We start from the raw sequence: 24,438 nt of genomic DNA, 5'->3' as shown, positions 1-24,438 counted from the left end.
TGCTTACCGGCTGCCGCTGTTTACATATTTCGTCCCCTCATGTAAATCCTTTGCTTCTAAAAAGAAGACATGAATAAACTTTTTCATATTGACCTTAACCGGTGAAAGCGGCACGGTTTCCTTGGACTGCATTTCCTTCATTCTCTTGCTGACGGCCGGGAAATCAAAGAATTTTGAGGCATAATGTTCAAATTTAGGATTTGAAAAATCAGTTGTGCCTAATGAAGCGAAATGGTTTAACGAATGAATGATGGCTCTTCTGATCCGCTGTTCCGAGGCTTTGATTTCTCTGTTGATCTCGGCTTGTGACGCCGCAGGCCCCAGCTTCCGTATCGCGACGTTTGTGAACATCTGCTTTAAAGACGGAATGTTTTTTTCCGCCTGTTCATCCTCAAATAAATAGTGAAGGACGGCCATGAGGTCATGCGCGCCGCTTTCTCCCACGATGCCCAATTCCGATAAAAGAAATTTTCCGGTTTCTTTGATTGATTTCTCGTGCACATCCCTCGGCCGGTTTTGTTTCGGTTCATTCCGCTGAACTAGCCGGCTTAAAGAGTTTTGAATGTCGCCGATCGAAGTTTCCAGTTCGATCCGCTCTTTTACTTTTCGCAAAACGGTGACGATCTCGATCTTGTTGATAGGTTTGTGGATAAAGTATTCGATGCCGAGAGAATACGCTTCTCCCACCATTTCCTTCGCCTCCACTTGCGAAATCATCACCGCTTTTCCAAAGTACGAATCCTGAAGACGGCGAATCGTCTCAATCCCGTCCCGGCCCGGCATCAATAGGTCAATTAATAAAATATCCACTTGTTTAAAATGCAAGTGATGCCCTTCGATCTGGCTTCCGTCCTCTGCCTCGCCGACCACTTCGCCCAAGTCTTCATCTTCTATGATCTGTCTTAAAATGGAACGGATTGCCCGGTCATCATCAGCTATAAAAAAACGCATATTATGAGCTCATCCTTTCTGCAATCAAATGCCTTACCGGCAGCTTGATCGTAAATATCACGCCTTTTGGTTTATTGTGAAAGGAGATGTCTCCGTCAAGCTCTGTCACGATTTCCTTCACATAAGAAAGCCCGATTCCCGTGGAGGGGGTGCCGAATTCATCATACTTCGACGTAAATCCCGGATCATAAACGATCTCTCCGATTTTTTCCGGGATGCCCGGACCGTTGTCTTCCGCTTGGAATTCCGCCATATCTCCTTCTGCCTTTCGCAGCCCGAGACGGATCTCTCCCTTATCGCCCATGGCTTCAACGGCATTTGCCGCGACATTATTCATGATCGACAGTACGGTAAACACATGGTAATCAGGATGATCTCCCTCGATCGTGCATCGAAAGGCGATGTCCTTTCCTAATGATTCAGCATATTTTTCATTGATTCGGATCACAAGGCCGATTAAAGCTGCGGCATCCATGTAATCTCGAAATCTTTCATTTGAGATCAGCTTGGACAGCCCGGCAAAAATGCGTTGATTGTCTTTTTTCACCTCGTGAATCTCCCCGGCCAGACGCAGCAATCTCTTTCCGATCTCCTGATTGTCCCCGCTTATTTCCCGGTAAAGCTGATAGGATTCGTTAGTCACATGCTCCGTCGTTTTCAGCGTCTTTTTCAAATGAATCGTTTCTTCATATAAATTAGACACGATCATCAGCATATGCTCATGCTGTTTCCTCGTTTGTTTTTCTCTGACTTGCGCCTCGTACAGCTTCATCACATTGAAAAAGCTCAGCACGATAAATGTGTGAGACACGGCGATGACCGCGATGTCCGTCAGCTTTTCAGGCGTAATCATCGTTTTGTCATCAGAAAACTGAACGGCCAGTTCAATGGCGTCCGAGGCAACTTCAATGAGAAAGCCGAGGAAACCGATCATAAACGGCCGATCGCGGAAATTCCTGACCTTCAGCACATGAAACAAACAAGCATATGTAAAGTAAAAAAAGAAGCTTGAATATTGGCTGTGAAAAGCATCCATAAATCCGGCATGCCCTCCGCCCAAGCATTCCAAGCCGATACGAAATAACACAACGGCCGCGCCTGTCAAAAGCCCTGACAAAACTGCCGGCACATGTCTTAACAGCAGCAGGAAAAAGAAAAAAGCGGGGGCGCCGAAGCTGATTCTGTACACCTCATTTAAAGGATAAAATTTCAGTTCTCCCGCCAGCGGCACGGTGATCAGCATAAGGGCGAAAAGATAGCCGTCTTTTTTTAATAAATATTCGAACCTGATCACAATCACTTCCTTCTCTTATCTATTTTGAATAAGACCGGGGCAGCCCGCAAATTTCTTTAGACCCGGTATGGCTATCCGCTCTGCCATTTTTATAAATCTATCGGCTTATTTTAAGATTGATTTTGTCGTATTTTGTATGATTCTGTAGATGTCATTATACATTAAATCTACGCACACTATGCACGAAAACGTTTTCCAGCCCCCGATTCCGCTTATGGACAGGCATGAAACAGAGGAGGAATGTTATGAAAGATATGATCAGGGAGCGCCTTGAAAAAGAGGAACTGGCTTCGCTATTACAAAAATGGGTAAATCATTACCGCCCATTTTCCGCAAATGGAAAAAGCGCGAATTATATACCCGCCCTCGGAGAAATCAATGACTCCCAGCTGGGCATTTGCATATTAGAGCCGGACGGCGCAATGATTCATGCCGGCGAATGGAATGTTCCGTTCACATTGCAGAGCATTTCAAAAGTCATCAGCTTTATTGGAGCCTGTATGAGCAGGGGCATTTCTTACGTGCTGGAGCGTGTCGATGTGGAACCGACCGGAGATGCGTTTAACTCCATCATCCGGCTTGAAATCCATAAACCCGGAAAACCTTTCAACCCTATGATTAATGCCGGAGCCATCACCGTCGCTTCCCTTCTTCCGGGTGAAACAGCGCACGATAAATTAGAATACCTTTATTCCGTTTTTGAAAAATTGATAGGAAAACGGCCTCATATCCATGAGGAAGTATTCCGCTCCGAATGGCAAACCGCCCACCGGAACAGAGCGCTTGCCTACTATTTAAAAGAAACAAATTTCCTTGAAGCAGATGTGGAAGAAACATTAGAGGTTTACTTAAAACATTGCGCCATGGAAGGCACAACCGAGGACATCGCTTTAATCGGAATGATTTTGGCGCATGACGGCTATCACCCGATCCGCCAGGAACAAGTCATTCCTAAAGATGTCGCAAAACTGGCCAAGGCTCTGATGCTGACGTGCGGCATGTACAATGCGTCAGGCAAATATGCGGCATTCGTCGGTGTACCGGCCAAAAGCGGCGTATCCGGCGGCATTATGGCATTGGTTCCTCCGAGCGCCAGAAGAGAACAGCCCTTTCATAATGGCTGCGGCATCGGCATTTACGGTCCGGCCATTGATGAATACGGCAACAGCCTGACCGGCGGCATGCTGCTGAAACATATCGCACAGGAGTGGGAGCTCAGTATTTTTTAATCAAACGAACCAAGAGGTGATAGGATGCAGGAATTCCTTCAACATATAATCGGCTCAGCAAATGATTTTTTATGGTCAAAGCTTTTAATTGTACTGCTTCTTTCTTTGGGACTGTATTTCACGTTCCGGTCAAGAGGTCTGCAAGTCCGCATGCTGAAAGAAATGGTTCGGGTATTAAAGGAAGGCGCCGCCACCCGGTCAAAAAACAATATTTCCCCCTTCCAGGCGTTTTGCATCAGCATGGCCGCCCGTGTCGGAACCGGAAATATTACCGGTATTGCCATTGCGATCGCTCTCGGCGGACCCGGCGCGATTTTCTGGATGTGGATCATCGCGATTATCGGATCTGCCTCAAGCTTTGTTGAAAGCACACTCGCCCAAATTTATAAAGTAAAAGATCAAAACGGCTTCCGCGGCGGCCCGGCCTACTACATGGAAAAAGGCCTGAAGAAACGCTGGATGGGCGCGCTGTTTGCCGTTTTAATCACGCTGTCATTCGGAATCGTATTTAATTCCGTTCAATCAAATACGATCAGCCTCGCATTTGAAAACGCGTTCGGAACCAATCGGCTTACATTAGGCATCATTTTAATTACTGTGTTTGGCGCTGTTATTTTCGGCGGCGTTAAACGAATTGCGAAACTGGCGGAATACATCGTGGTCGTCTTGGCTGTTTTATATATCGGTATTGCATTCTTTGTCATCCTCACAAACATTACCCAGCTGCCGGGCGTTTTCGCGCTTATCGTCAAAAATGCATTCGGAATCGATCAGGCGGCGGGCGGCGCTTTAGGTGCCGCATTAATGCAGGGTGTCAGACGCGGAATTTTCTCAAATGAAGCAGGGATGGGGAGCGCGCCAAATGCAGCCGCGACCGCAACAACAAGCCACCCCGTGAAACAGGGCCTGATTCAGGCATTCGGTGTGCTGACGGATACCCTGGTCATTTGTACAAGCACCGCGCTTATCATTTTGTTTTCAGACGCTTATCAACAGCCGGGCCTCAGTGGCATCGCGCTTTCTCAAGCCGCACTGAGCGCGCATCTCGGCGCGTGGGCGTCAGGTTTTCTTGCCGTCTTGATGCTTTTGTTCGGCTTCAGCGCATTAATCGGAAACTATTATTACGGAGAAACCAATATCGGCTTTTTGAGCCAAAATAAGAAATGGCTTTTCATCTACCGGATTTGCGTGCTGGCGATGGTCATTTTCGGCTGCATTTCAAAGGTTCAGCTTGTCTGGGATATGGCCGATTTATTTATGGGATTAATGGTTGTCGTAAACTTAATAGCGATCTTCCTGCTGTCTAAAAAGGCGTTTGCCGCGCTCAATGACTATGTGCGGCAGAAAAAGGCAGGAAAGGACCCCGTCTTTTATAGAGATGTGCTGCCCGATGACGACCAGATAGAATGCTGGGAGTACTCAGACATCGCAAAAAATGCGAAAAGCAAACATATTTCCTAAGAAAAAGGTGTTCAGGCAGCCGTCCTGAATACCTTTTTCTGTTGGCGTTCATTGACAAAGAGAAAGCCGTCCATTACCCTTTTCATATATTTTCAAAAAGTCAGAAAGGAATGCCTATGAATCCCATTACACGAATATTAGATGAATTTCCCGTAATAATCACTGATGGCGCGATGGCCACTGAGCTTGAACGCATGGGCTGTGATTTGAATGACAGCCTCTGGTCGGCCAAAATCCTGATGGAACAGCCGGATCTGATCAAACAGGTGCACAGCGACTATTTTACCGCCGGCGCTGATTGCGCGATCACCGCCAGCTATCAATCGACCATTGAAGGATTTGCGGCACGCGGTGTGACAGAAGCAGAAGCGATACGGCTTATTCAGGAATCTGTAAAGCTTGCCGTCCAAGCCCGTGACGAATTTTGGACGCACGAAGAGAACCGTTCATACCGGCCAAAACCGATTATCGCGGCTTCAATCGGGCCATACGGCGCAAGCCTTGCCGACGGTTCCGAATATCGCGGACATTACGGGCTGACGGAGGATGAGCTGATCGACTTTCATCGGCCGCGGATGAAAGCCCTCATTGAAGCAGGCGCAGACATATTGGCGTGTGAAACCATTCCCTGCCTGTCAGAGGCAAAAGCGATCACAAGGCTGTTGGAGGAATTCCCCGGCATATATGCGTGGATCAGTTTCAGCGCCAAAGACGGACGGCATATCAGCGAAGGAACGCCTGTTTCCGAGTGTGCGGCCTGGCTTGATCAGCACAGCCAAATCGCGGCTGTCGGCATAAACTGCACACCGACGCAGCATATTCCGTCTTTAATAGAAGATTATCGTCTACCCGAATTCCGGCGAGCAATATGATCCTGTGACAAAAACCTGGAAAGGCTCAGCGTGCGCCATGTCTTTCGGAAAGAGCGCGCAAAGCTGGTACGAAAACGGCGCAAGACTGATCGGCGGCTGCTGCCGAACGAAGCCCGAGGACATTCAGGCGATTGCCGATTGGGCCAGAAACCTAAAAACCACTTGACTTATCAGAATAGTTTGTATATTCTATTCAAAAAGCCGGTTCGCCGGAATCTCGTGCCGCCCGCCGGCATGAGATTTTTTATTAGAACGGCCCTGCAGAAAGTTGGAAAACAATGAAACCCTCGCACGACAAGAATGAGAAGAATTTTCAGAGAAGTATGAAAAGCAGGCACCTCTTTATGCTGTCATTAGGAGGCGTCATTGGAACCGGGCTGTTCTTAAGCTCAGGCTACACCATTCATCAGGCGGTACCTGCGGGAACCATCCTCGCTTACCTATTGGGCGCTGGCATTGTGTACCTTGTGATGCTTTGCCTCGGCGAGCTGTCCGCAGCCATGCCGGTGACGGGCGCTTTCCATACCTATGCAGCCAAATATATTGGGCCTGCGACTGGCTTTACGGTGGCATGGCTGTACTGGCTGACATGGACCGTGGCGCTGGGCTCTGAGTTTACGGCGTCTGGGCTCTTAATGCAGCGCTGGTTTCCCTCAACCTCGGTATGGATGTGGAGCGCTGTATTCGCCCTGCTCATCTTTTTATTAAACGCCTTCTCCGTCAAATTTTTCGCTGAATCGGAGTTTTGGTTCTCCAGCATTAAAGTATTGGCCATTGTACTGTTTATCATATTGGGAGGAGCTGCGATTTTCGGCATCATCCCGATCGAAAGCGGTGAGGCTGCGCCCATGCTGTCGAACTTCACGGATGAAAAAGGCGGCATTTTCCCGAATGGCTTTTTTCCTATAGTAATGACGATGCTGTCGGTGAACTTCGCTTTTTCAGGCACGGAATTGATCGGCATTGTCGCCGGAGAAAGCGTGAACCCGGAAAAAACCGTCCCGCGCGCCATTAAAACCACGGTATGGCGGCTGGCGCTTTTCTTTATCGGAACGATTTTTTTGCTGTCTGGCATGATCCCTATAAAAGAAGCAGGTGTCATTGAAAGCCCTTTCGTTGCGGTGTTTGACAGAGTCGGTGTTCCGTATGCAGCCGATCTGATGAACTTTGTCATTTTGACGGCGCTTCTCTCAGCGGCCAATTCCGGGCTGTATGCGTCGTCCCGTATGCTCTGGTCTTTGTCAAAGGAGGGGGAGCTTCATCCGTCCTTTGCGAAGCTGACATCTAAAGGCATTCCTTTTAATGCCTTGATTTTCAGTATGATCGGGGGCATATTGTCCTTGTTGTCGAGCGTTTTCGCGCCTGATACCGTTTATCTCGTTCTCGTCTCCATCTCCGGTTTTGCGGTAGTAGCGGTTTGGATGAGTATTGCCGCGGCACAGTTCATGTTCAGAAGACGGTTTCTTGCAGAAGGGCGTCAGCTTTCGGATTTGAAATACCGGACCCCGGGGTACCCGGCTGTGCCGGTTGCCGCCTTCCTTATGTGTCTCGCCTCTTGTATCGGCATTGCGTTTGATCCGAATCAGAGCATCGCCCTTTATTGCGGAATTGCATTTATGGCCGTCTGTTACGCCGCTTTTCACCTGAAAAACCGGAAAAGCCGCGCGTCCGGCCAAACGGCAAAATCCCATTAATCGAAAAAGAACCCTGCCTCACGCAAGGGTTCTTTTTTATTTAAATTTCAGTCACCCATCTGAAGGAATCCTGCTCCTTCCCGCGCTGAATGTTGGTAATTGTTTCGTACAGCCTTTCGGACACTTCACCGATCAAGCCGTTATGAAACTCAATCGTTTCTCCGTGAATATGAAGTGCACCGACCGGCGAGATGACAGCCGCCGTCCCCGTCCCGAACACTTCTGACACTTCGCCTCTCTTTGCGGCCTGATAAATGTCATCAATTGAAATCCGTTCCTCCCTGACGCGCATGCCCCAGCTTTTTAACAGTTCAATCACCGATGCGCGGGTAATGCCTCCGAGAATGCTTCCATTTAACGCCGGCGTAACGGCCTCCCCGTTTATGATAAAAAAGATATTCATACTGCCTACTTCTTCAGCATATTTCTTTTCCACCCCGTCAAGCCACAGCACCTGGTCATACCCCAGTTCCTCCGCTTTCTGCTGCGCCTGTAAGCTGGCCGCATAATTCCCGGAGGTTTTGACATCGCCCACTCCCCCGCTGACGGCCCGCACGTACTCATCTTCTACATAAATACGAATCGGCTTCAGCTGATCGCCATAATAGGAACCGACCGGTGTCAGCACGACCATAAATTTGTATTTCTTTGAAGGCCTGACGCCTAATGACGGCTCAGTCGCAATTACAAACGGACGGATATATAAAGATGTTCCTTCTTCTCTCGGAATCCAGTTCTTCTCTAATTCAACCAATTGTATCAAAGCTTCGAGCGCCAGCTCTTCGTCAAGCGGCGGCATGCTCATCCGGCGGCATGATTTATTAAGCCTTTTTATATTTTGGTCCGGCCTGAACATTAATACCCGTCCGTCTTCCGCCCTGTATGCCTTTAATCCTTCAAACACCGCCTGCCCGTAATGAAAAACGGACGCGGACGGGTCGATCGTAAACGGTTCGTACGGCGTAATTCTCGGATCATGCCAGCCTCTGCCCTCTTCATAATCCATCACAAACATATAGTCTGTGAAGTATTGGCCGAACCCCAGTGAAGCGGAATCCGGTTTTTCTTTTCTTGCTGAGACCTTGATTCTTTCGATCAGTTTGTTCAACAAAAGCACACCTTTCTTTTAATTGTTTGAATTTTCAGTCTTCTATAAGCTGCATGTTTCCTCTGTCCGAATCGTTTATGCACAGATAAATGAGAATGCAGTTGAAAGTATCCTATTAAATATACCACTGTTACTAGCATTATCGGCAAAATAATTATAATTTTTACCAAAATTCTTTTTTATCATATGCCCTTCCTTTTTTTCACATGAGGACTTTCTGTCATATTCAATGTTTGCGCTTACATAATCTAAACCATCCTCTCTTTTCAGACTGTCAATTTCTGTGACAATTTTGTGGCAGAGAGGAAGGTGGTTTCCGCCTGTTTAACGAATTACGTAAGAAATGCGTAAGTAAAAGGGGGATTCGCTTGAGAAAATTTATCGCGTTTCAAATTTTAATCGCCTTGGTCATCGGGGCAGTCATCGGCCATTTTTTCCCGGATTTCGGGATGGCGCTGCGGCCCATCGGGGACGGATTTATCCGCCTGATTAAAATGATTGTTGTGCCGATCGTGTTCTCTACAATCGTCATCGGAGCGGCCGGCAGCGGAAGTATGAAAAAAATGGGCAGCCTCGGCATCAAAACGATTATTTGGTTTGAAGTGATTACAACGCTTGTACTCGGCATCGGCCTATTGTTAGCCAACGTGCTGAAGCCGGGAGTCGGCCTTAACCTCTCTCATTTGGCCAAAAAAGATATTCATGAGCTTTCCGGCTATACGGAAAAAGTAGTTGATCTGAAACAAATGCTTCTTGATATTATCCCCGTTAACATCATTGATGTCATGGCAAAAAATGATCTTCTTGCCGTCATCTTTTTCGCGATCTTATTCGGTGTTGCCGCCGCCGGCATCGGAAAAGCCTCCGCCCCTGTCATGAATTTCTTTGAATCTACCGCTAACATCATGTTCAAGCTGACGCAAATGGTGATGGTTACCGCTCCGATCGGTGTTCTCGCTCTTATGGCGGCCTCAGTCGGCCAATTCGGAATCGCGCTTTTGCTTCCGATGCTGAAACTGATCGGCACCGTGTTCCTCGGACTGTTTCTGATCCTGTTTGTTCTCTTTCCAATTGTGGGCCTTCTCTTTAAAATCAAATACTTTGAAGTGCTGAAAATGATTTGGGATCTGTTTCTGATCGCTTTTTCCACAACAAGCACTGAAACCATTTTGCCTCAGCTGATGGATCGCATGGAGAAATACGGATGTCCGAAACGGGTAGTCTCCTTTGTAGTCCCCTCAGGTTTGTCGCTGAATTGCGACGGCTCCAGCCTGTATTTATCTGTTTCCTGCATCTTTTTAGCTCAGGCATTCCATGTGGAAATGCCGCTTTCTCAGCAGCTGCTCATGATGCTTGTGCTTGTGATGACAAGCAAGGGCATTGCCGCCGTCCCGTCAGGCTCACTCGTCGTGCTTCTGGCGACCGCAAACGCCGTCGGGCTTCCGGCAGAGGGCGTCGCCATTATTGCTGGTGTGGACCGTGTAATGGACATGGCAAGAACGGGCGTGAACGTACCGGGCCATGCGGTCGCCTGTATCGTCGTGTCAAAATGGGAAAAAGCTTTCCACTATAAAGGCCCTGTCACACGAGAACAGCCGGCCCAAACAGAAAGTATGTAAACAAAAAAGACCGCCTGTGATTCAGGCGGTCTTCTTTCTATTAATCAATCGCCGCATGGTCTTCCTTCTCAATGAGAGCGAGTCTTTCATTGATTTCTTCCGGCGTCATCTCATGCTCTTTCACATACATGTTGCGTTCGTTTGTACGGCATTCGTGACTGCAGCTGCGCATGTATTTGTATTCGTTTTCCGGTGTGCAGATCATCTTTTTATTACATGCCGGATTTGCGCAGTTCACATAACGCTCGCACGGTTCGCCGGTGAAGTAGTCTTTTCCGATAATCACATGTTCTACACGGTTGACGGGCACGCTGATTCTTTCATCAAATACGTAACACTGTCCGTCCCATAGTTTTCCTTGCACTTCAGGGTCTTTGCCGTAAGTAACGATACCTCCGTCAAGCTGGGATACGTCTTCAAAGCCCTGCTTCAAAAGCCAGCCTGAGAATTTCTCACAGCGGACGCCGCCTGTGCAGTACGTCAGGATTTTTTTGCCTTCGAGCATGTCTTTATGCCCTTCAATCCATTCCGGCAGTTCGCGGAAAGCCTCAATATCAGGTCTGACCGCTCCGCGGAAGTGGCCAAGATCGTACTCGTAATCATTTCTGGCATCAATGACAATCGTATCAGGATCCTGCATTTGCTCATAAAATTCTTTCGGCTTCAAATGTTTTCCCGTTATTTCATTCGGATCAACGTCATCCTCCAATCGAAGTGTGACAAGCTCCTTTTTATGGCGGACAAACATTTTTCGGAACGCGTGGCCGTCAGCCTCGTCAATTTTGATCGGCATATCGGCAAATCGAGGATCAGCTTTAAGCGCCTGCATGTACTTATCTGTCTGTTCAATCGTGCCGGACACCGTACCGTTAATGCCTTCCTCAGAAATCAAAATACGCCCTAACAAACCAAGCTCCTTACAAAACGCCAAATGCTGAGCCGTGAATTCTTCAGGCTCTTCAATCGTTACATATTTATAATAAAGTAAAACTCTATATTGTTTTTCCATGATTTATACACCCTGTTCAATTATATTAATGATGATGCACACTCTACTATATCATACAGGAAAATGTGTGAAAGATGAACATTTCCGTCTGTACTCTTTCTTCCAGTCACACTTTGCCTTCTTTTAACACCTGTTGAAAATAAAACCGATACGTATTGCGTAAAAAGGTCTCTATCGGAAGCCGGACAGCCGTTTGATACTTGCTGATGATAAACGGAAAACGGGCCCGGCCTTTTTCCCGAAGCAAATCGGCGCTGTCTTCTCCCAATTCCAGAATGAGTGTTTCGACCACAGGCCAGCAGGCGTCCCGTATTTGTTCAAGCAGCTGTTTATCGCCTGTGCACTGATACTGTTCAATCTGCTTTGCCACATCCTTTTCTTCCACACCGGTCACCTTCCTTATACCATATAAAAAAGAGGAGCAGCTTTTATAAAGCGGGCGCCTCCTCATGTGACTCCGCATAACCAATGGTCTGGCCGACCTGAATCTCGCGGCCTTCTGTCAGGTTATCCGAAGGGGTAAACATATCCTTCTCGAAAACTAAAATAACGGTCGATCCAAACGAAAAATATCCCAGCTCCTCGCCCATTTCCAGCCGGTTTCCTGTGCTGGTCTGAACGATAGAGTTAATATTCATCGCGCCTACCGGAATCATGAGCATCTGTTTATAATCCTGGGTCAGCTCATACACACAGCGGTAGTTTTTTGAGAGAACGTCTTTTCCGTACTTTAATCCCATTTGATTGACGGGATAGGAACGTTTTCCAAGCTCGGCCAGCTTCTGATACGTACAGCTGATCGGAGAATGAAAACGGTGGTAATGTCTCGGGCTCAGGTAAAGAACGGCGAAATAGCCTCCGTTATATTTATGATCGGCGCTTTTAAACCCCGTCAGTTCTGCGAACGAATAATCTTTTCCTTTCACCATGAAGGTTTGGTTCGGGTTAATTTTCCCCACTGTCTGAACGACGCCGTCCACCGGGCTGACAACGGCATTGGACTCCTTTGCCACGGGGCGGAGATGCAGATTAATATCACGGATGAAAAAGGACGCCAGTGAATCAAATTCAGAAGCTGTACGCTCCGTTTCATTCCAGTTGATGCGATAATGTTTAGAAAACAGCGGAATCATCGGCTTGCTCAGCTTCGATTCACAGAAGCCCTTAATGAGATAAGACGTAAAACGATTATTTGTCAGTTCAATCAGTGAACGGTAAAGAACTTTTACAGCAGTATTAAACATTGATTACTCCTATGAATTTTCCTATAGTAATAAAAATAAAACACCATAAAAACGCTCCGATGGCAGCGAAGCAAAAATAGGTTTTGAAATCCATTCTGCCGATACCTGAAAAGTAACAGGTCACATGTCTGACTCCGGGGATGAAATAGCCTAAAATAATCGTGTACGGCCCGTATTTCTTCATCCACCTGTCTACTTTCTCCATTCTCTTTTCCTTCAGACCGACCCACTTCCCGAACTTATTAATAAATGGGCGGCCTGCTTTTCTGCCGATGAGGTAGCTGATGATCATCCCCAAAAGCGCACCGATAAAGCTGATGAGAATGGAAAGCTCATAATTCAGCACCTTTAAATGCGTGAAGTAGCCAACGAGCGTCATCATGACTTCATCAGGAACAGGCAATCCGATAATTCCAAGCGTCAGCATTAAAAAAATCGCGATGTATCCGTAATCAGAAATTAATTGCTGAACTAGTTCCATCTTCTGCTCTCCAGGTTTTCAGGCGCCTGTTTTTTAAAATGGGGAAATTTAATGTTGCTGACCATTAAATAACCGAGTGCAACCGTTCCGACACCCAACAGGATGGAATTATTGACAAAGCTTAAAATCACGAGGCACATGCCCGCAAACGGAATCGGCATGCCGATAAATGTCGGCAGCTTGCTTTGTTCAATATTAAATCTCGAGAGACGGATCATCCCGCAGATGCTGTAGGAAAGCGCGATAAAAATTCCGATAAACGGAATCGTATATAATGAGACACTATAAGCAAGCATGGACGGCGCCACGCCGAATGTGACGAGATCAGCAAATGAGTCAAGCTCCCTCCCCATCTCCGAAACGGCGTTCAGCTTACGAGCCACTAAACCGTCGAAGAAATCAAGAAACATTCCGGTGAAAATAAAGATCACCGCAGAATGAATATTATGATACAAAAGGGAATGAATCGAGAGAAGCCCGCAAATAAAATTTCCAATTGTAATCATACTAGGTATATAATTCACAGTTACACAAACCTCCAATTAAAACCATATCAAATCGGACTGCGTATGCATAATGAAAACATTTTATGGAAACATAAAATGAAATTCTTTCAATGCTATCATTCAAATTCTTTTATTATACAGCATTTGGCGTTATTTGAACAATCTATTCTGGTGATTTTTGTTTTTTGCAGCTGTTCGTTTTAAGTTAAACATTCGGGTTCATCTCTATTCTTTAATGTTCTGCTTAAATATACCATGACCCGTGTCTCGGAAAATCGTAATGCCAAACAGGAAGTTTGTCCGCTGCTGCAGAAACAAAAACATTCCAGCCATTTGATGTAATTTTTATTTTCTTCCCTTTCAAAAGAGAACATTACATATAACGATTGCAGGCTTGAAAAGTTTCATAAAATGAAAACACGCCTTAGCTTATGTAAAATTAACCAGTACATTATCTCATAAGCCCGTTTTCCAGTATATAGTCTGCCCAAATAAAAAAGGCGTCTCTACCCTTACGGTAAAGACACCTTTTGCACGGAAATCTATTTAACAGACAAATGGCTGAGCGCTTCGGCCGCTCTTTCTCTCGCTTGTTCAACCGTTTCAGCAGCAGAAAGCGCAACCGCCATACGGCGCCCGATTTTCGTGACGGGTTTTCCGAATACCCGAACCTGAGTATTTGATACAGACAAAGCCCTCTCCAAACCTTCGATCGTATAATCAGCCAGCTCTTCCGGCGCTTTCAGCGGCCGGCTTGCCCCCGGCGACAGCTGTGTGATGTCAGGAATCGGGAATCCTAAAATCGCGCGGACATGCAGCGTAAACTCTGATAAATTCTGTGTTACAAGGGTCACGAGTCCGGTGTCATGCGGACGCGGAGACACTTCACTGAAATATACTTTATCTTTTGCAAGGAAAAGCTCAACCCCGAACAAGCCATATCCGCCAAGCTCGTCCGTTATGCTTTTCGCGATATGTTTTGCCTCTTCTATCTGCTGATCCGTCATGTGATGCGGCTGCCACGATTCAATATAGTCCCCGTCCTTTTGTTCATGGCCGATCGGCGCGCAAAAGGACGTTCCGTTTGCTGCGCGAACCGTCAAAAGGGTGATTTCTGATTCAAACGGAATGAATTCCTCCACGATCACACGGCCGTTTTTCACACGGCCGCCTTCCATCGCCATGTCCCAGCAGCTTTTCAGCTCGGAAGCTGAACGGCACACGCTCTGTCCTTTCCCGGAAGAACTCATCAGCGGCTTCACCACACACGGAAAGCCGATTTTTTCCGCTGCTTCTGTAAATTCTTCAAATGATGACTTCTTTCCCCAGCTCGCCTGATCCTAATAACAACATCTTCTTCGCCTGATACATGTCCTTTTGCCCCTCCCTCTCTTTACCTCACTCATTATAACGGAAATATTCAAAAAATAAAGACAGGATAAGAACCGTCCCTTATCCTGTCTTTTCCCTATAATTCAAGCGACTCGATCGCAGCCGCCACGTCCTTCTCTCCATAGTCCCCCATTAAGCATAACGATTCTTCCGCTTTGCAGGCATGGGCAGCGATTTGCCGCTTTGCTTCCTCTTGATTGTTATCGATGCCAAGGCCGCTGAGGCGGACGGGAAACCCGAGCCGGCGGTAAAACGGGATCAGCTCTTGAATCTCGTTTCTCCGCTCCTCTAACGCAAGCTGCACCAATATACCGTAAGCAACCTTCTGGCCGTGAAGCACCTGATGCGTCTCTTCAATAAAGCTGAGTCCGTTGTGAACCGCATGCGCCCCCGCCATTCTGCACAAACGGCCGCCATAACCGCCAACCGTGCCTGCAAGAGTGATGATCGTTTCTGCCGTATGGATGAACGGTACGGACAGTTCACCTTTCTCCATGCTTTCAACGGCTTGCCCGCTGTATTTCAATAACAAATCACGGATATATACCGCTTGCCGCAGGCCTGTTTGCGCCATTAAAGACACCGTATTCTCCGTATTTCTGATGACAGCCTCCGCTTCATACCACTTTACAAGCGTATCACCGATTCCGCTTTTAAAATATTCGATGGGAGACGAAAGCAATAATAACGGATCAACGAGCGTTACATAGCTTGAACGCTTATGATAATCCACTCTGATAAAATTGCCTCTGTCATCATATATGACACTTAACGGCGTACTTGCGGCACATGTTCCCGCAATGGAAGGAACCATCACAACTTCAATGTCCAGCAGGTCTGCCGCCGATTTCGCCGCATCTAACACCGTACCGCCGCCGATACCGATGATCACATCAGCATCCCCCGCCTGATCACAGATCTGTCGCACCGACTCAGGTGAACAGTATCCTTTATGCTGAATCACATCCCAAGAAGAATGGCCGCTGTAATCGGCAAACGCCTGATAGGATTTGATTCCGCTCACAATAACAGGTTTTCTGAATACCTCCAACAGCCCGGGAAGCTCTTTTGCGATTCCTTCCTTGCATATGTATTGATTCGGGCCGCTTCGCACGATGTCTTCAGGCTTCATATGAATCTCTCCTTTGATTGGATTCTAATAAAATGTATTTTCTCATTTGTCAGAAAATACATCAACCTGAGATATAAGGAAGCGTTAGATCAGCGTTTCGCCTCCTCAGCCTCGAAATACAGCTCATCCAGCCGCTCTAACGCCTCCTGCTTTTCAAAGCTGCTGAACCACAAATCATCATAGGAATCCAATATGCGGTAATGGTGCGAAATCAAATGCTGCTGTAAGCGGAATTCTCCTTTTTTCTCGATTGCTTTCCACCATACCTTGCCGCCCATTGTCTTCCCTTTGGGCCTGTCAATCGTGCGGTGGGCAACCGTTTCTATCACCTCCAGCGGATCATCTCCCAATACAGATTGCAGCGCTTCACTTGTTCTGAACAGCGCGCACACCGCCACAACATGCGCCCATCCCGCAAGCGAGCGGCCTTTCTCAATCTGCACCAGCGACTTTTTTGAAAGCCCGAGCACATCTGCCATTTTCTCTTGGGTATAACCCCTCTCCGACCGGATACGCTTTAACTGGACTGAGACAAGCTCAGTGATATAATCTTGATCCATCTTAACCTCCACACTTATGAATAATGACATTTTACACCGCCGGGCGCCTTTTTTATATCGGATCAATTTTAAATGAATCAAAAGAATCAGTAAAAAAGAACCTTTTTTCCTCTTTTTCTCAAATCATGATCAGAAATTGGAATCATCATGGTAAAATACGGTTAGAGAAAATCAGGCGAAAGGACACTGGATATGAAACTACTCGAAACCAGCACTCTCATTCACTCAGCCGACAGCCGTCTGAAAGCTTATCAAAAAACGAGAGATGAAATGGCCGCTCTGAAACAACAGTTTCACGACATTGCAAATATGGATGCCATGACAGGGAGAGGCGCGGACGCCATTAAAGCCTTTTACAATGAACAAGCCTCCGGGGCAGGGCTGTGGCTTGATCTCTTTGACATGAAAATCTCTTTTTTCAAAAGCATTCCGAGAGAAATAGAACAGGCAGGATTCGGCCAAAATGACTTGCTGGAAGAATCATTTCTTGAAAGTGAGCTGGAGCATGCCGGCGGGAAAGCCCGCCATATCATTGACGGCCAGCACGACGAGATCAGCCGAATTTTAAGGTCAATTGACGATATTCTGCCCTTATCGCCGTTTGACAAATCCGCTGTCACCGGCAAACTGGACGCCGCTGAGCACAAAAAACGGCAAACGGCAGAACACTTACATAAACTCGATGCAAAACTGCTGCACGAGTATGCTGAATCTGAAGCACTTGAACACGAAGCTGACGCCTTTTTCCGGACACTTGCCGACTTAACAAGTAAAGCCGGAGGCCCGATGGCTTTTAACGCCAAAGCCTTTTACGACACTGACGTATATAAAAGAAAAGCCGATATACAAAAACAAGCCCATCAATACATCAAAATCAAACAGCAGGAAGAAACCGCCTTTTTACAGAAAAAACTGGACCGCACCACTGACCCGGATGAATATGTAAACATTGCGGAAGAACTCGGGGCTGACAACATGAGCGCCGAACAATTACAATATTACTCAAGCCTCGTCCAGCTAAAAGCCATGCGCCAAACCGGACAAATGCTCATCGACGGAGCAAAAGGCATCACGCTCGGGATATGGGACGCCGGAAAAGACGCCGTCATCGGCGCTTACGATATCGCCGTCTGGCTGCAAAGAGCACAAGGACGCGCCGGAGCTATAGAACAAGCAAAAGCCGGGCAAGAACTCATCAGCACCGTTTACAGCGCACCCGAAACATTCGATTATATGGTTCAATCCTTCAAAACTTCATGGAACGACAACATCATCCACGGAGACACCTACAGCCGCACTCATTACATCGCCTACGCCGTCGCCTCTCTCATAGGAGCAAAAGGCGTCGGAAAAGTCACCGGAGTAACCAAAGCAGGGAAATTCGTGACGAACGAAGCGAAGACTTTTATCGCGGATCAGAAAAATGTGGCAAAAACTATCAGTAAAAAAACAAAACCCTACTTCAAAGGGCCACACTCCAATCAACTGAACCCCGCTTTACAAGGAGCCGGCAGCATTGAATCTCCGCTTATGAAGATGGAGAAGGGATTGGATAAGAAGCAGGAAAGTGTTGTGCGGATTGATGGGGGTGAACATGGGGGTAAAGGGAATGGAAACCTTACCTATAAAGAGGGGTACTATGCAGAACATTTAACCGGAGAAGTAAAAAAATGCACCAAACGCCATGGTGTAAGCGGCGGACATAACTATGACGAATTCAAAAAATACTTCCACAACAACGGACAATACAAATTAGAAGAAGTCCAAAAACTTGAGCATCCAGATATTAAAGGTGTATATGATATCGAATATAGATTGAAAGTTGAAATAAAAGATTATCGAGGACAAGGTACTGGCGAGTTTAAATTTGTGCCTAAAGAAGGAGTTACACCTCTTAAAAAAACCGTTTACGACCCGAATGTAATTTCTAACGAGGAAATTGTGAAGTTAGGGAAGGAAGCAATGGATGAAGGATTAAACAACAATCGGAAAAGAGCCTTAACAACACAAAATAAAGAAAAAATATACGGTATTTCAAGTGAAGGGCTGAAATTTGAAGGGATTAGAAATATTGAAACTGGAGAAATTGATAACTTTTTCCCAGTAATCGAATTCGAAAAATAAAGGAGCAAGTTTTGTGGAACATATTTTTAAGGATAGCAAATCATGTATAGAGTACTTTAAAAAGCGAAATTTAAATAAAAGTCATGTAGTAGATGTTTTGGTAGAGTTTATTTTGCTTTACGATTTTCAAGACATCCTGAATGGTTTTCTTCAAGAAGATGTCGTAAGGCGGGATACCGTTGGAGTAGTGTTTTCAAGTGAATTTGATAAAAATGATGAAGAGTATTTCGGAGAAAATAAAGTCTTATTCTATTACGGTACAGACGAAGATTGGGAAGATATCGTAACACACGAAGAACTATGTAATTACCTAGAAGCGGCATGTGATTTTTATATCGAAAAACACCCTGAACATACTGAAGACACCGAAAAACTCTTATTAAAAATAAAAGCAAAATATAATGTGAAGGATTAATTATTTTTCGAATCCCCTAATGGGTTAGTAATGATTGACGCAAAGCAGACTATTGTAGCGGTCTGCTTTCTTATTCCCGTTAAAAAGGTTTCAGAAAATATACTACTCAAAAGTCATGAAAAACCTTTGGTCCTTGTCCCCCTTTTTAGAACTTCAGCCGTTTTGACTTGATAGACTTGCAACCACTGTAACGTTTATCATTTTTTACTACATGAATACTGTTAAATGTATTCATGTAGTTTTTTTAAGGAGGATGATGTAAAAATTGACAATCAAATATATGAAGAGATTAAAAACCTAGCAGAATCAGAATGATTTAATAGCAGTAAAAACGAAAAGGAACTGCTTACAAACCTTCAAAAACAAGATTCCGTTACACTCAACAGGTTAAAAACCTATTTTTCCGAACCTCGGCTTTCACTTACTCATTCTATAAAAATCACAGTATGCGGGACGTTGCTTACCTTATTTATGTTTTTTGCAACCAATGAACTTTCTCATTTAACAGGAATGATTTGCCGATTATTTTTTGGTGTTATAGGATTTCTCTGGCTTGCTTCTGTCTACAAAAACAACCGAAAAATACAAATCTCACAAAACTTCAAAGAAAAATCCGAAAATGCCCGTATTGTCGGAATGATTGATTTCGTTCTTGAACAAAGATATAAAGACATAGTGAACCCCCTTTCATAAGGGGGTTTTTTCATAAAAAAAGAACAAACATTATTTTGAGATAGATTATCCTCGTTCTCACCAATATAAGGTTCTCCCTTCGTGTATACTCCGAAAATTTCTTTCTAAAAAAGGCTTTTCCCAACCGGAATACCTAGAACAGCCATACTTCTTTTCCAATATAATAAAATAGTCAAACTCGTAAATGAAGAAGGAGAGACATTATGGGAATCATTAATGGCAAAACGTTTATTGATCGGCTAAACGGGCTTGAGAATGACATTTGGTTTGATGGTAAAAGAGTTGAGGGAAAGATTTCTGAGCATCCTGCATTTAAGGGCCTTCTGGAAACGAAGAGCTCTCTTTATGATTTGCAAACAGAACCGGGCATAAAAGATCAGATGACGTTCTGTTTGCCAGGAAAAGAAGAACGGGCCGGGCTTTCATACCTGCAGCCGAAAACGAAAGATGATTTAAGAAGACGAAGAAAGATGATTGAGCACTGGGCCCGGCATACGCATGGAATGATGGGCAGAAGCCCTGATTACATGAATACCGTGGTCATGAGTTTTGCTTCCTCTGCGCCGCTGTTACATGGACGGGAACATTGTTTTCCAGAAAATATTCAAGCGCTGTACGAACGTGCTGTGAAACAGGATCTTTCGTTTACACATACATTTATTACGCCTCAGGTGAACCGCTCTCAGATGAACTTTCAACTTTCTAAAGAGCCGATTTCCGCACAAGTAGTTGATAAAAATGAAGAAGGCATCGTGATTAAAGGCGCCAGGCTTCTTGCTACACAAGGCGGCTTAACGGATGAAGTGCTCGTTATTTCTTCTCCGAGACTCTATTTTGAGACAGATGAAGCCTTTGCCTTTTCTATCCCTTCAAATACAAAGGGAGTTAAGTTTATTTGCAGGGAATCGTTCGTTTTAGGGGAATCCTCATATGATTATCCCCTCAGCTCAAGATATGAAGAAATGGATTCGATCGTTGTGTTTGATAATGTTTTAGTTCCGTGGGATCGTGTATTTTTTTACGACAATGGTGAAGCAGCTAATGAATTCATCCTCAAAAGCTCGTTTAATGCGTTTGCATTTCATCAAGTCGTCACCAGGCAAATTGTCAAAACGGAATTCCTGCTGGGCCTTGCTGAGACTCTAGTAGAAACGATTAATGTAAGTGAATATCAGCATATCCAGGATAAAATATCAGAAGTCATTATCGGCCTTGAAACAATGAAGGCGCTATTGGAAAAATCCGAGAATGACGCAGAGACGGATGAATGGGGATATATGAGGCCCAGCGTGATCCCTCTGCGGGTGATCAGCGCTGTCTTCCCTAAAATCTATCCCCGCTTCACGGAGATTATTCAATTGATTGGAGCAAGCGGAATGGTTACGCTGCCGACTGAAAAAGCCTTTGCTTCTGACATCAGGGGAGATCTTGATCAATATTTACAGGCGACCGAAACGAATGCCATGGACCGGGTGAAAATTTTCCGCCTGGCATGGGATCTGACCATGAGCCCTTTCGGTACAAGGCAAACCCAATATGAAAGGTACTTCTTCGGGGACCCTGTCCGCTTATCCAGTCTTTTATACAATAGTTATCCGAAAGAAAAACAAGTTGAGGCTATAAGCAAATTCTTAAACATCTATAAATAAAAAGAGCAGAGAAAACAATCTCTGCTTCTTACCGCTTTTTGGGGAACCGCCGCCCCTATTCTTTATTTTTTCTGAGTACCACCATCGTAATATGCGATAACGCTAAAGACACAAGCGTATACAGCAAAGCCCACCCTATAAACGTTTTATTCAATACGGTAAACGTACATATGAGGCAAACCGCCAAGGCGGCAAGCGGCATGACATACGCGTTTTTAAAAAGATACGTTCCGGCGACTGACAATATGATGATACAAAGCGGCAGCACGCCGAACGCAAAATCCAATTCATCTATCAACCTATGCACTCCTTTCGCATTTCTTACATCGGCCTAACACATCATATGCCCGCGTTCCAAAACGATTACAGAAAGCTTTTCCCGTGATGAAAACACCTTCGCTTTCAGGCTGAAATCCCCTCTTACAATTTATTTAAAAAATGAAATTTTTCACAAACCATTTACATTCCTTCCAGACTATGATAATTTAAGAAAGCGCTATCATATACAAGTTAATCGTTTTTGGATGGAGATGAGGAGAGCCAGAATAACCCCCCCTTTTAACAGGGGTGATTTCTGGTTCTTTTTTGTCATTTTCACAGAAGGGAGTGTCATACATACATCATGATAGACGTTCAACAAAGGGGAGGATTTTATGTTTCAGATTTTTAAGCCGGCTCCGCACATTGATAGACTGGATGAGTCAAAGACGGATGCGGCCTATAAGCGGCTGAGGCTGCAAGTGTTTTTAGGAATTTTCATCGGATATGCGGGCTACTATTTGCTGAGGAAAAACTTTGCCTTCGCCATTCCTTATCTTCAGGAACAAGGGTTTTCAAAAACCGAGCTGGGGCTGGTGCTTGCAGCTGTATCCATTGCTTACGGCTTCAGTAAATTTATTATGGGCATGGTGTCCGACCGATGCAACCCGAGGTACTTCCTCGCGACGGGTTTATTTCTGTCAGGTGTCGTAAATATCTTGTTTGTTTCCATGCCGTGGGTCACTTCAAGCGTGACCATTATGTTCATTTTTATGTTTATTAACGGCTGGTTTCAAGGGATGGGCTGGCCGCCATGCGGGCGGACAATGGCCCATTGGTTCTCCATTAGTGAACGCGGGACGAAGATGTCGATTTGGAATGTCGCCCACAATATTGGCGGAGGGATTCTGGCACCGCTTGTCACTCTTGGAATCGCCATGTTTGTCACTTGGAAAAGCGTGTTTTTCTTTCCTGCCATCATTGCGATTGTCATTTCATTTGTGATCGTTCTGCTGGTTCGGGACACCCCTCAATCTTGCGGACTTCCGCCAATTGAGGAATACCGGAATGACTATCCGATACATGCGTTTAAAGATCAGGAAAAAGAAATGACCACCAAAGAAATCCTTTTTACATATGTCCTGAACAATAAATTTCTTTGGTATATCGCGTTTGCAAATGTGTTCGTATATTTTGTCCGGTACGGTGTCGTTGATTGGGCGCCGACTTATTTAACAGAAGCGAAGGGATTCTCACCGGAAGACTCACGCTGGTCTTATTTCCTTTATGAATATGCAGGAATTCCGGGAACGATTCTATGCGGATGGATCAGCGACCGTTTCTTCAAAAGCCGCCGCGCACCTGCAGGCGTCTTGTTTATGGCCGGTGTGTTTATCGCTGTATTGGTGTACTGGCTGAATCCGGCCGGCCACCCGCTTGTCGATAACATCGCGCTCATCAGCATCGGCTTCCTGATTTACGGACCGGTTATGCTGATAGGTTTGCAGGCCATTGATCTTGCACCGAAAAAAGCAGCCGGTACAGCTGCGGGGTTAACTGGCTTTTTCGGCTATATCGGCGGTTCCGCTTTCGCCAACGCGATCATGGGCTTTGTCGTTGACCGCTTTAACTGGACCGGAGGCTTTATGATGCTGGTCGGTTCTTGTGTATTGTCTATTGTATTCTTAGCGCTTACTTGGAATACAGGGAAAAGAGCGGAGCATGTGTAAGAAAACAACATAAAAGATTAATATTTCTGCTGCACGCAATTTACAACCGCTTTCTAAGATAAAGACAGATATTGATAGTTTATAAGGGGGAAGAAAAAATGCGGAAAAATAGATTACTCGCTTTGGTTTTGCTTTCTTTCGGTCTGCTGTCCTTCATCGTCACACCTGTATCGGCAAAGGGAAAAGGAAACCTGCTGTCTCCTGACAGAGTGTTAACGATTGCCCATCGAGGTGCTTCGGGATATGTGCCGGAGCACACGATGCTTTCATACGAAACCGCCCGGAAAATGAAAGCAGATTATATCGAAATGGATTTACAAATGACAAAAGACGGCAAGTTAATTGTGATGCACGATGAAAAACTCGACCGCACCACAAACGGAAAAGGCTGGGTGAAAGACCATACATTAGCTGAGATTAAAAAGCTTGATGCCGGTTCCTGGTTTAATAAAGCCTATCCGGAAAAAGCAAAGCCCCAATACGCCGACCTGAAGGTTCCTACGCTCGATGAAGTGTTAAAACGTTTCGGCAGACACGCAAACTATTATATTGAAACAAAAGCACCTGAGATTTACCCGGGAATGGAAGAAAAACTGATCGCCTCACTGAAGAAATATAAATTGACAGGAAAGCATGCAAAACCGGGACAAGTTATCATTCAATCTTTCAGCAAAGACAGCTTGCTGAAGATCAAAACATTAGACCCGAAAATGCCGACCGTACAATTGTTAGAGGCCGAACAGCTTTCTTCAATGACTGATGCTGATTTAAACGAAATCAAAACTTACGCAGTCGGCATCGGACCGGACTACAAAGCGCTCAATGCTGAAAACGTCCGTACGATTCGCAATCACGGTCTTCTTTTACACCCTTATACGGTAAACACAGAAGCGGACATGCACCGCCTTCTGAACTGGGGCGTGACCGGCGTGTTTACAAACTACCCGGATGTGTTTCAGCGGGTGAAAAAAGGATAAAGAAAAAAACCTTGCGGTATCAGGGACTGACCCCCGTTTT

20 protein-coding genes and 2 pseudogenes are annotated in these 24,438 nt (G+C 45.6%); 10 read left to right on the top strand and 12 right to left on the bottom strand.

What is annotated here, in order from left to right:
- Nucleotides 1-3 precede the first annotated feature (3 nt).
- Together glnL and glnK are read right to left on the bottom strand one after the other, a co-directional pair.
- On the bottom strand, nt 4-951 hold the full coding sequence (gene glnL / locus AXI59_RS08490; RefSeq protein WP_061520017.1) for a glutamine utilization two-component system response regulator GlnL: 948 nt from the start codon (nt 949-951) through the stop codon (nt 4-6).
- Between the two features lies 1 nt (nt 952).
- The gene (gene glnK, locus AXI59_RS08485; protein WP_061520018.1) at nt 953-2,245 is read right to left on the bottom strand and encodes a two-component system sensor histidine kinase GlnK; all 1,293 of its coding nucleotides are present in this window, start codon (nt 2,243-2,245) and stop codon (nt 953-955) included.
- A gap of 245 nt (nt 2,246-2,490) precedes the next feature.
- Here glnK and AXI59_RS08480 point away from each other — a divergent pair, with 245 nt between their 5' ends.
- The 4 genes and pseudogenes from AXI59_RS08480 (at nt 2,491) to AXI59_RS08465 (ending at nt 7,501) form a co-directional block, all read left to right on the top strand.
- Nucleotides 2,491-3,474, top strand: coding sequence for a glutaminase (locus tag AXI59_RS08480; protein WP_061527934.1), 984 nt, complete (start codon nt 2,491-2,493; stop codon nt 3,472-3,474).
- Between the two features lie 24 nt (nt 3,475-3,498).
- Nucleotides 3,499-4,935 carry an alanine/glycine:cation symporter family protein gene (locus tag AXI59_RS08475; RefSeq protein WP_061527933.1) on the top strand — a complete coding sequence of 479 codons (1,437 nt, stop codon included), beginning with the start codon at nt 3,499-3,501 and terminating at the stop codon, nt 4,933-4,935.
- A gap of 116 nt (nt 4,936-5,051) precedes the next feature.
- Nucleotides 5,052-5,973: pseudogene (gene mmuM, locus AXI59_RS08470) on the top strand (homocysteine S-methyltransferase).
- A gap of 112 nt (nt 5,974-6,085) precedes the next feature.
- Nucleotides 6,086-7,501 (top strand): amino acid permease, encoded by a 1,416-nt coding sequence (locus AXI59_RS08465; protein WP_082791748.1) that lies wholly within the window; start codon nt 6,086-6,088, stop codon nt 7,499-7,501.
- A 40-nt stretch (nt 7,502-7,541) separates the two neighbouring features.
- Here AXI59_RS08465 and AXI59_RS08460 read toward each other — a convergent pair whose 3' ends face one another.
- Entirely contained in the window at nt 7,542-8,609 is a 1,068-nt protein-coding gene (locus AXI59_RS08460) for a branched-chain amino acid aminotransferase (protein WP_061527931.1), read from the bottom strand.
- A 368-nt stretch (nt 8,610-8,977) separates the two neighbouring features.
- On the opposite strand from AXI59_RS08460, the gene gltP reads away from it, so the two are divergent.
- Nucleotides 8,978-10,228, top strand: coding sequence for a glutamate-aspartate/proton symporter GltP (gene gltP / locus AXI59_RS08455; RefSeq protein ID WP_061527930.1), 1,251 nt, complete (start codon nt 8,978-8,980; stop codon nt 10,226-10,228).
- A 40-nt stretch (nt 10,229-10,268) separates the two neighbouring features.
- On the opposite strand, the gene trhO is transcribed toward gltP, so the two are convergent.
- The 8 genes and pseudogenes from trhO to AXI59_RS08415 form a co-directional block, all read right to left on the bottom strand.
- Nucleotides 10,269-11,237, bottom strand: a complete 969-nt coding sequence (gene trhO, locus AXI59_RS08450) for an oxygen-dependent tRNA uridine(34) hydroxylase TrhO (RefSeq protein ID WP_061527929.1) — start codon at nt 11,235-11,237, stop codon at nt 10,269-10,271.
- Between the two features lie 106 nt (nt 11,238-11,343).
- Nucleotides 11,344-11,622 carry a hypothetical protein gene (locus AXI59_RS08445; protein ID WP_061520024.1) on the bottom strand — a complete coding sequence of 93 codons (279 nt, stop codon included), beginning with the start codon at nt 11,620-11,622 and terminating at the stop codon, nt 11,344-11,346.
- A 43-nt stretch (nt 11,623-11,665) separates the two neighbouring features.
- Nucleotides 11,666-12,481 carry a phosphatidylserine decarboxylase gene (locus tag AXI59_RS08440; RefSeq protein ID WP_061520025.1) on the bottom strand — a complete coding sequence of 272 codons (816 nt, stop codon included), beginning with the start codon at nt 12,479-12,481 and terminating at the stop codon, nt 11,666-11,668.
- Nucleotides 12,474-12,962, bottom strand: a complete 489-nt coding sequence (locus AXI59_RS08435; RefSeq protein WP_061520026.1) for a DedA family protein — start codon at nt 12,960-12,962, stop codon at nt 12,474-12,476. The genes AXI59_RS08440 and AXI59_RS08435 overlap by 8 nt, the downstream gene beginning before the upstream one ends.
- The gene (pssA, locus tag AXI59_RS08430) at nt 12,953-13,486 is read right to left on the bottom strand and encodes a CDP-diacylglycerol--serine O-phosphatidyltransferase (protein WP_061520027.1); all 534 of its coding nucleotides are present in this window, start codon (nt 13,484-13,486) and stop codon (nt 12,953-12,955) included. The genes AXI59_RS08435 and pssA overlap by 10 nt, the downstream gene beginning before the upstream one ends.
- Nucleotides 13,487-14,010: 524 nt before the next feature.
- Nucleotides 14,011-14,772, bottom strand: a pseudogene (purT, locus tag AXI59_RS08425) (formate-dependent phosphoribosylglycinamide formyltransferase); the annotation flags it as partial.
- Between the two features lie 164 nt (nt 14,773-14,936).
- On the bottom strand, nt 14,937-15,992 hold the full coding sequence (locus AXI59_RS08420; RefSeq protein ID WP_061527928.1) for an iron-containing alcohol dehydrogenase family protein: 1,056 nt from the start codon (nt 15,990-15,992) through the stop codon (nt 14,937-14,939).
- 89 nt (nt 15,993-16,081) lie between these two features.
- Nucleotides 16,082-16,552, bottom strand: a complete 471-nt coding sequence (locus tag AXI59_RS08415) for a helix-turn-helix domain-containing protein (protein WP_061527927.1) — start codon at nt 16,550-16,552, stop codon at nt 16,082-16,084.
- 192 nt (nt 16,553-16,744) lie between these two features.
- On the opposite strand from AXI59_RS08415, the gene AXI59_RS08410 reads away from it, so the two are divergent.
- The 3 genes from AXI59_RS08410 to hpaB all read left to right on the top strand — a co-directional run bounded on the left by AXI59_RS08410 (nt 16,745) and on the right by hpaB (nt 21,433).
- Nucleotides 16,745-18,676 carry a T7SS effector LXG polymorphic toxin gene (locus AXI59_RS08410; protein ID WP_061527926.1) on the top strand — a complete coding sequence of 644 codons (1,932 nt, stop codon included), beginning with the start codon at nt 16,745-16,747 and terminating at the stop codon, nt 18,674-18,676.
- 13 nt (nt 18,677-18,689) lie between these two features.
- On the top strand, nt 18,690-19,091 hold the full coding sequence (gene cdiI, locus AXI59_RS08405; protein ID WP_061527925.1) for a ribonuclease toxin immunity protein CdiI: 402 nt from the start codon (nt 18,690-18,692) through the stop codon (nt 19,089-19,091).
- Between the two features lie 896 nt (nt 19,092-19,987).
- Entirely contained in the window at nt 19,988-21,433 is a 1,446-nt protein-coding gene (gene hpaB / locus AXI59_RS08395) for a 4-hydroxyphenylacetate 3-monooxygenase, oxygenase component (RefSeq protein WP_061520033.1), read from the top strand.
- Nucleotides 21,434-21,488: 55 nt separating this feature from the next.
- On the opposite strand, the gene AXI59_RS08390 is transcribed toward hpaB, so the two are convergent.
- Nucleotides 21,489-21,731, bottom strand: coding sequence for a DUF2651 family protein (locus tag AXI59_RS08390; RefSeq protein ID WP_061520034.1), 243 nt, complete (start codon nt 21,729-21,731; stop codon nt 21,489-21,491).
- 355 nt (nt 21,732-22,086) lie between these two features.
- Here AXI59_RS08390 and glpT point away from each other — a divergent pair, with 355 nt between their 5' ends.
- Both glpT and AXI59_RS08380 read left to right on the top strand, forming a co-directional pair.
- Nucleotides 22,087-23,421 carry a glycerol-3-phosphate transporter gene (gene glpT / locus AXI59_RS08385; protein ID WP_061527923.1) on the top strand — a complete coding sequence of 445 codons (1,335 nt, stop codon included), beginning with the start codon at nt 22,087-22,089 and terminating at the stop codon, nt 23,419-23,421.
- 98 nt (nt 23,422-23,519) lie between these two features.
- Nucleotides 23,520-24,398 carry a glycerophosphodiester phosphodiesterase gene (locus tag AXI59_RS08380; RefSeq protein ID WP_061520036.1) on the top strand — a complete coding sequence of 293 codons (879 nt, stop codon included), beginning with the start codon at nt 23,520-23,522 and terminating at the stop codon, nt 24,396-24,398.
- The last annotated feature ends 40 nt before the right edge of the window (nt 24,399-24,438 follow it).

Source organism: Bacillus nakamurai (assembly GCF_001584325.1).
GTDB classification, from domain to species: Bacteria; Bacillota; Bacilli; order Bacillales; family Bacillaceae; genus Bacillus; species Bacillus nakamurai.
The sequence above is the reverse complement of the archived record's forward strand: the minus strand, read 5'-3'. Positions and strand labels throughout refer to the sequence as shown.

Bases quoted from the DNA above. Each gene is read 5' to 3' on its own strand.
- glnL (WP_061520017.1), bottom strand. From the start codon at position 951: ATGCGTTTTTTTATAGCTGATGATGACCGGGCAATCCGTTCCATTTTA.
- AXI59_RS08480 (WP_061527934.1), top strand. From the start codon at position 2,491: ATGAAAGATATGATCAGGGAGCGCCTTGAAAAAGAGGAACTGGCTTCG.
- AXI59_RS08475 (WP_061527933.1), top strand. From the start codon at position 3,499: ATGCAGGAATTCCTTCAACATATAATCGGCTCAGCAAATGATTTTTTA.
- AXI59_RS08465 (WP_082791748.1), top strand. From the start codon at position 6,086: ATGAAACCCTCGCACGACAAGAATGAGAAGAATTTTCAGAGAAGTATG.
- trhO (WP_061527929.1), bottom strand. From the start codon at position 11,237: ATGGAAAAACAATATAGAGTTTTACTTTATTATAAATATGTAACGATT.
- AXI59_RS08440 (WP_061520025.1), bottom strand. From the start codon at position 12,481: ATGTTTAATACTGCTGTAAAAGTTCTTTACCGTTCACTGATTGAACTG.
- AXI59_RS08435 (WP_061520026.1), bottom strand. From the start codon at position 12,962: ATGGAACTAGTTCAGCAATTAATTTCTGATTACGGATACATCGCGATT.
- AXI59_RS08420 (WP_061527928.1), bottom strand. From the start codon at position 15,992: ATGAAGCCTGAAGACATCGTGCGAAGCGGCCCGAATCAATACATATGC.
- AXI59_RS08415 (WP_061527927.1), bottom strand. From the start codon at position 16,552: ATGGATCAAGATTATATCACTGAGCTTGTCTCAGTCCAGTTAAAGCGT.
- AXI59_RS08410 (WP_061527926.1), top strand. From the start codon at position 16,745: ATGAAACTACTCGAAACCAGCACTCTCATTCACTCAGCCGACAGCCGT.
- hpaB (WP_061520033.1), top strand. From the start codon at position 19,988: ATGGGAATCATTAATGGCAAAACGTTTATTGATCGGCTAAACGGGCTT.
- glpT (WP_061527923.1), top strand. From the start codon at position 22,087: ATGTTTCAGATTTTTAAGCCGGCTCCGCACATTGATAGACTGGATGAG.
- AXI59_RS08380 (WP_061520036.1), top strand. From the start codon at position 23,520: ATGCGGAAAAATAGATTACTCGCTTTGGTTTTGCTTTCTTTCGGTCTG.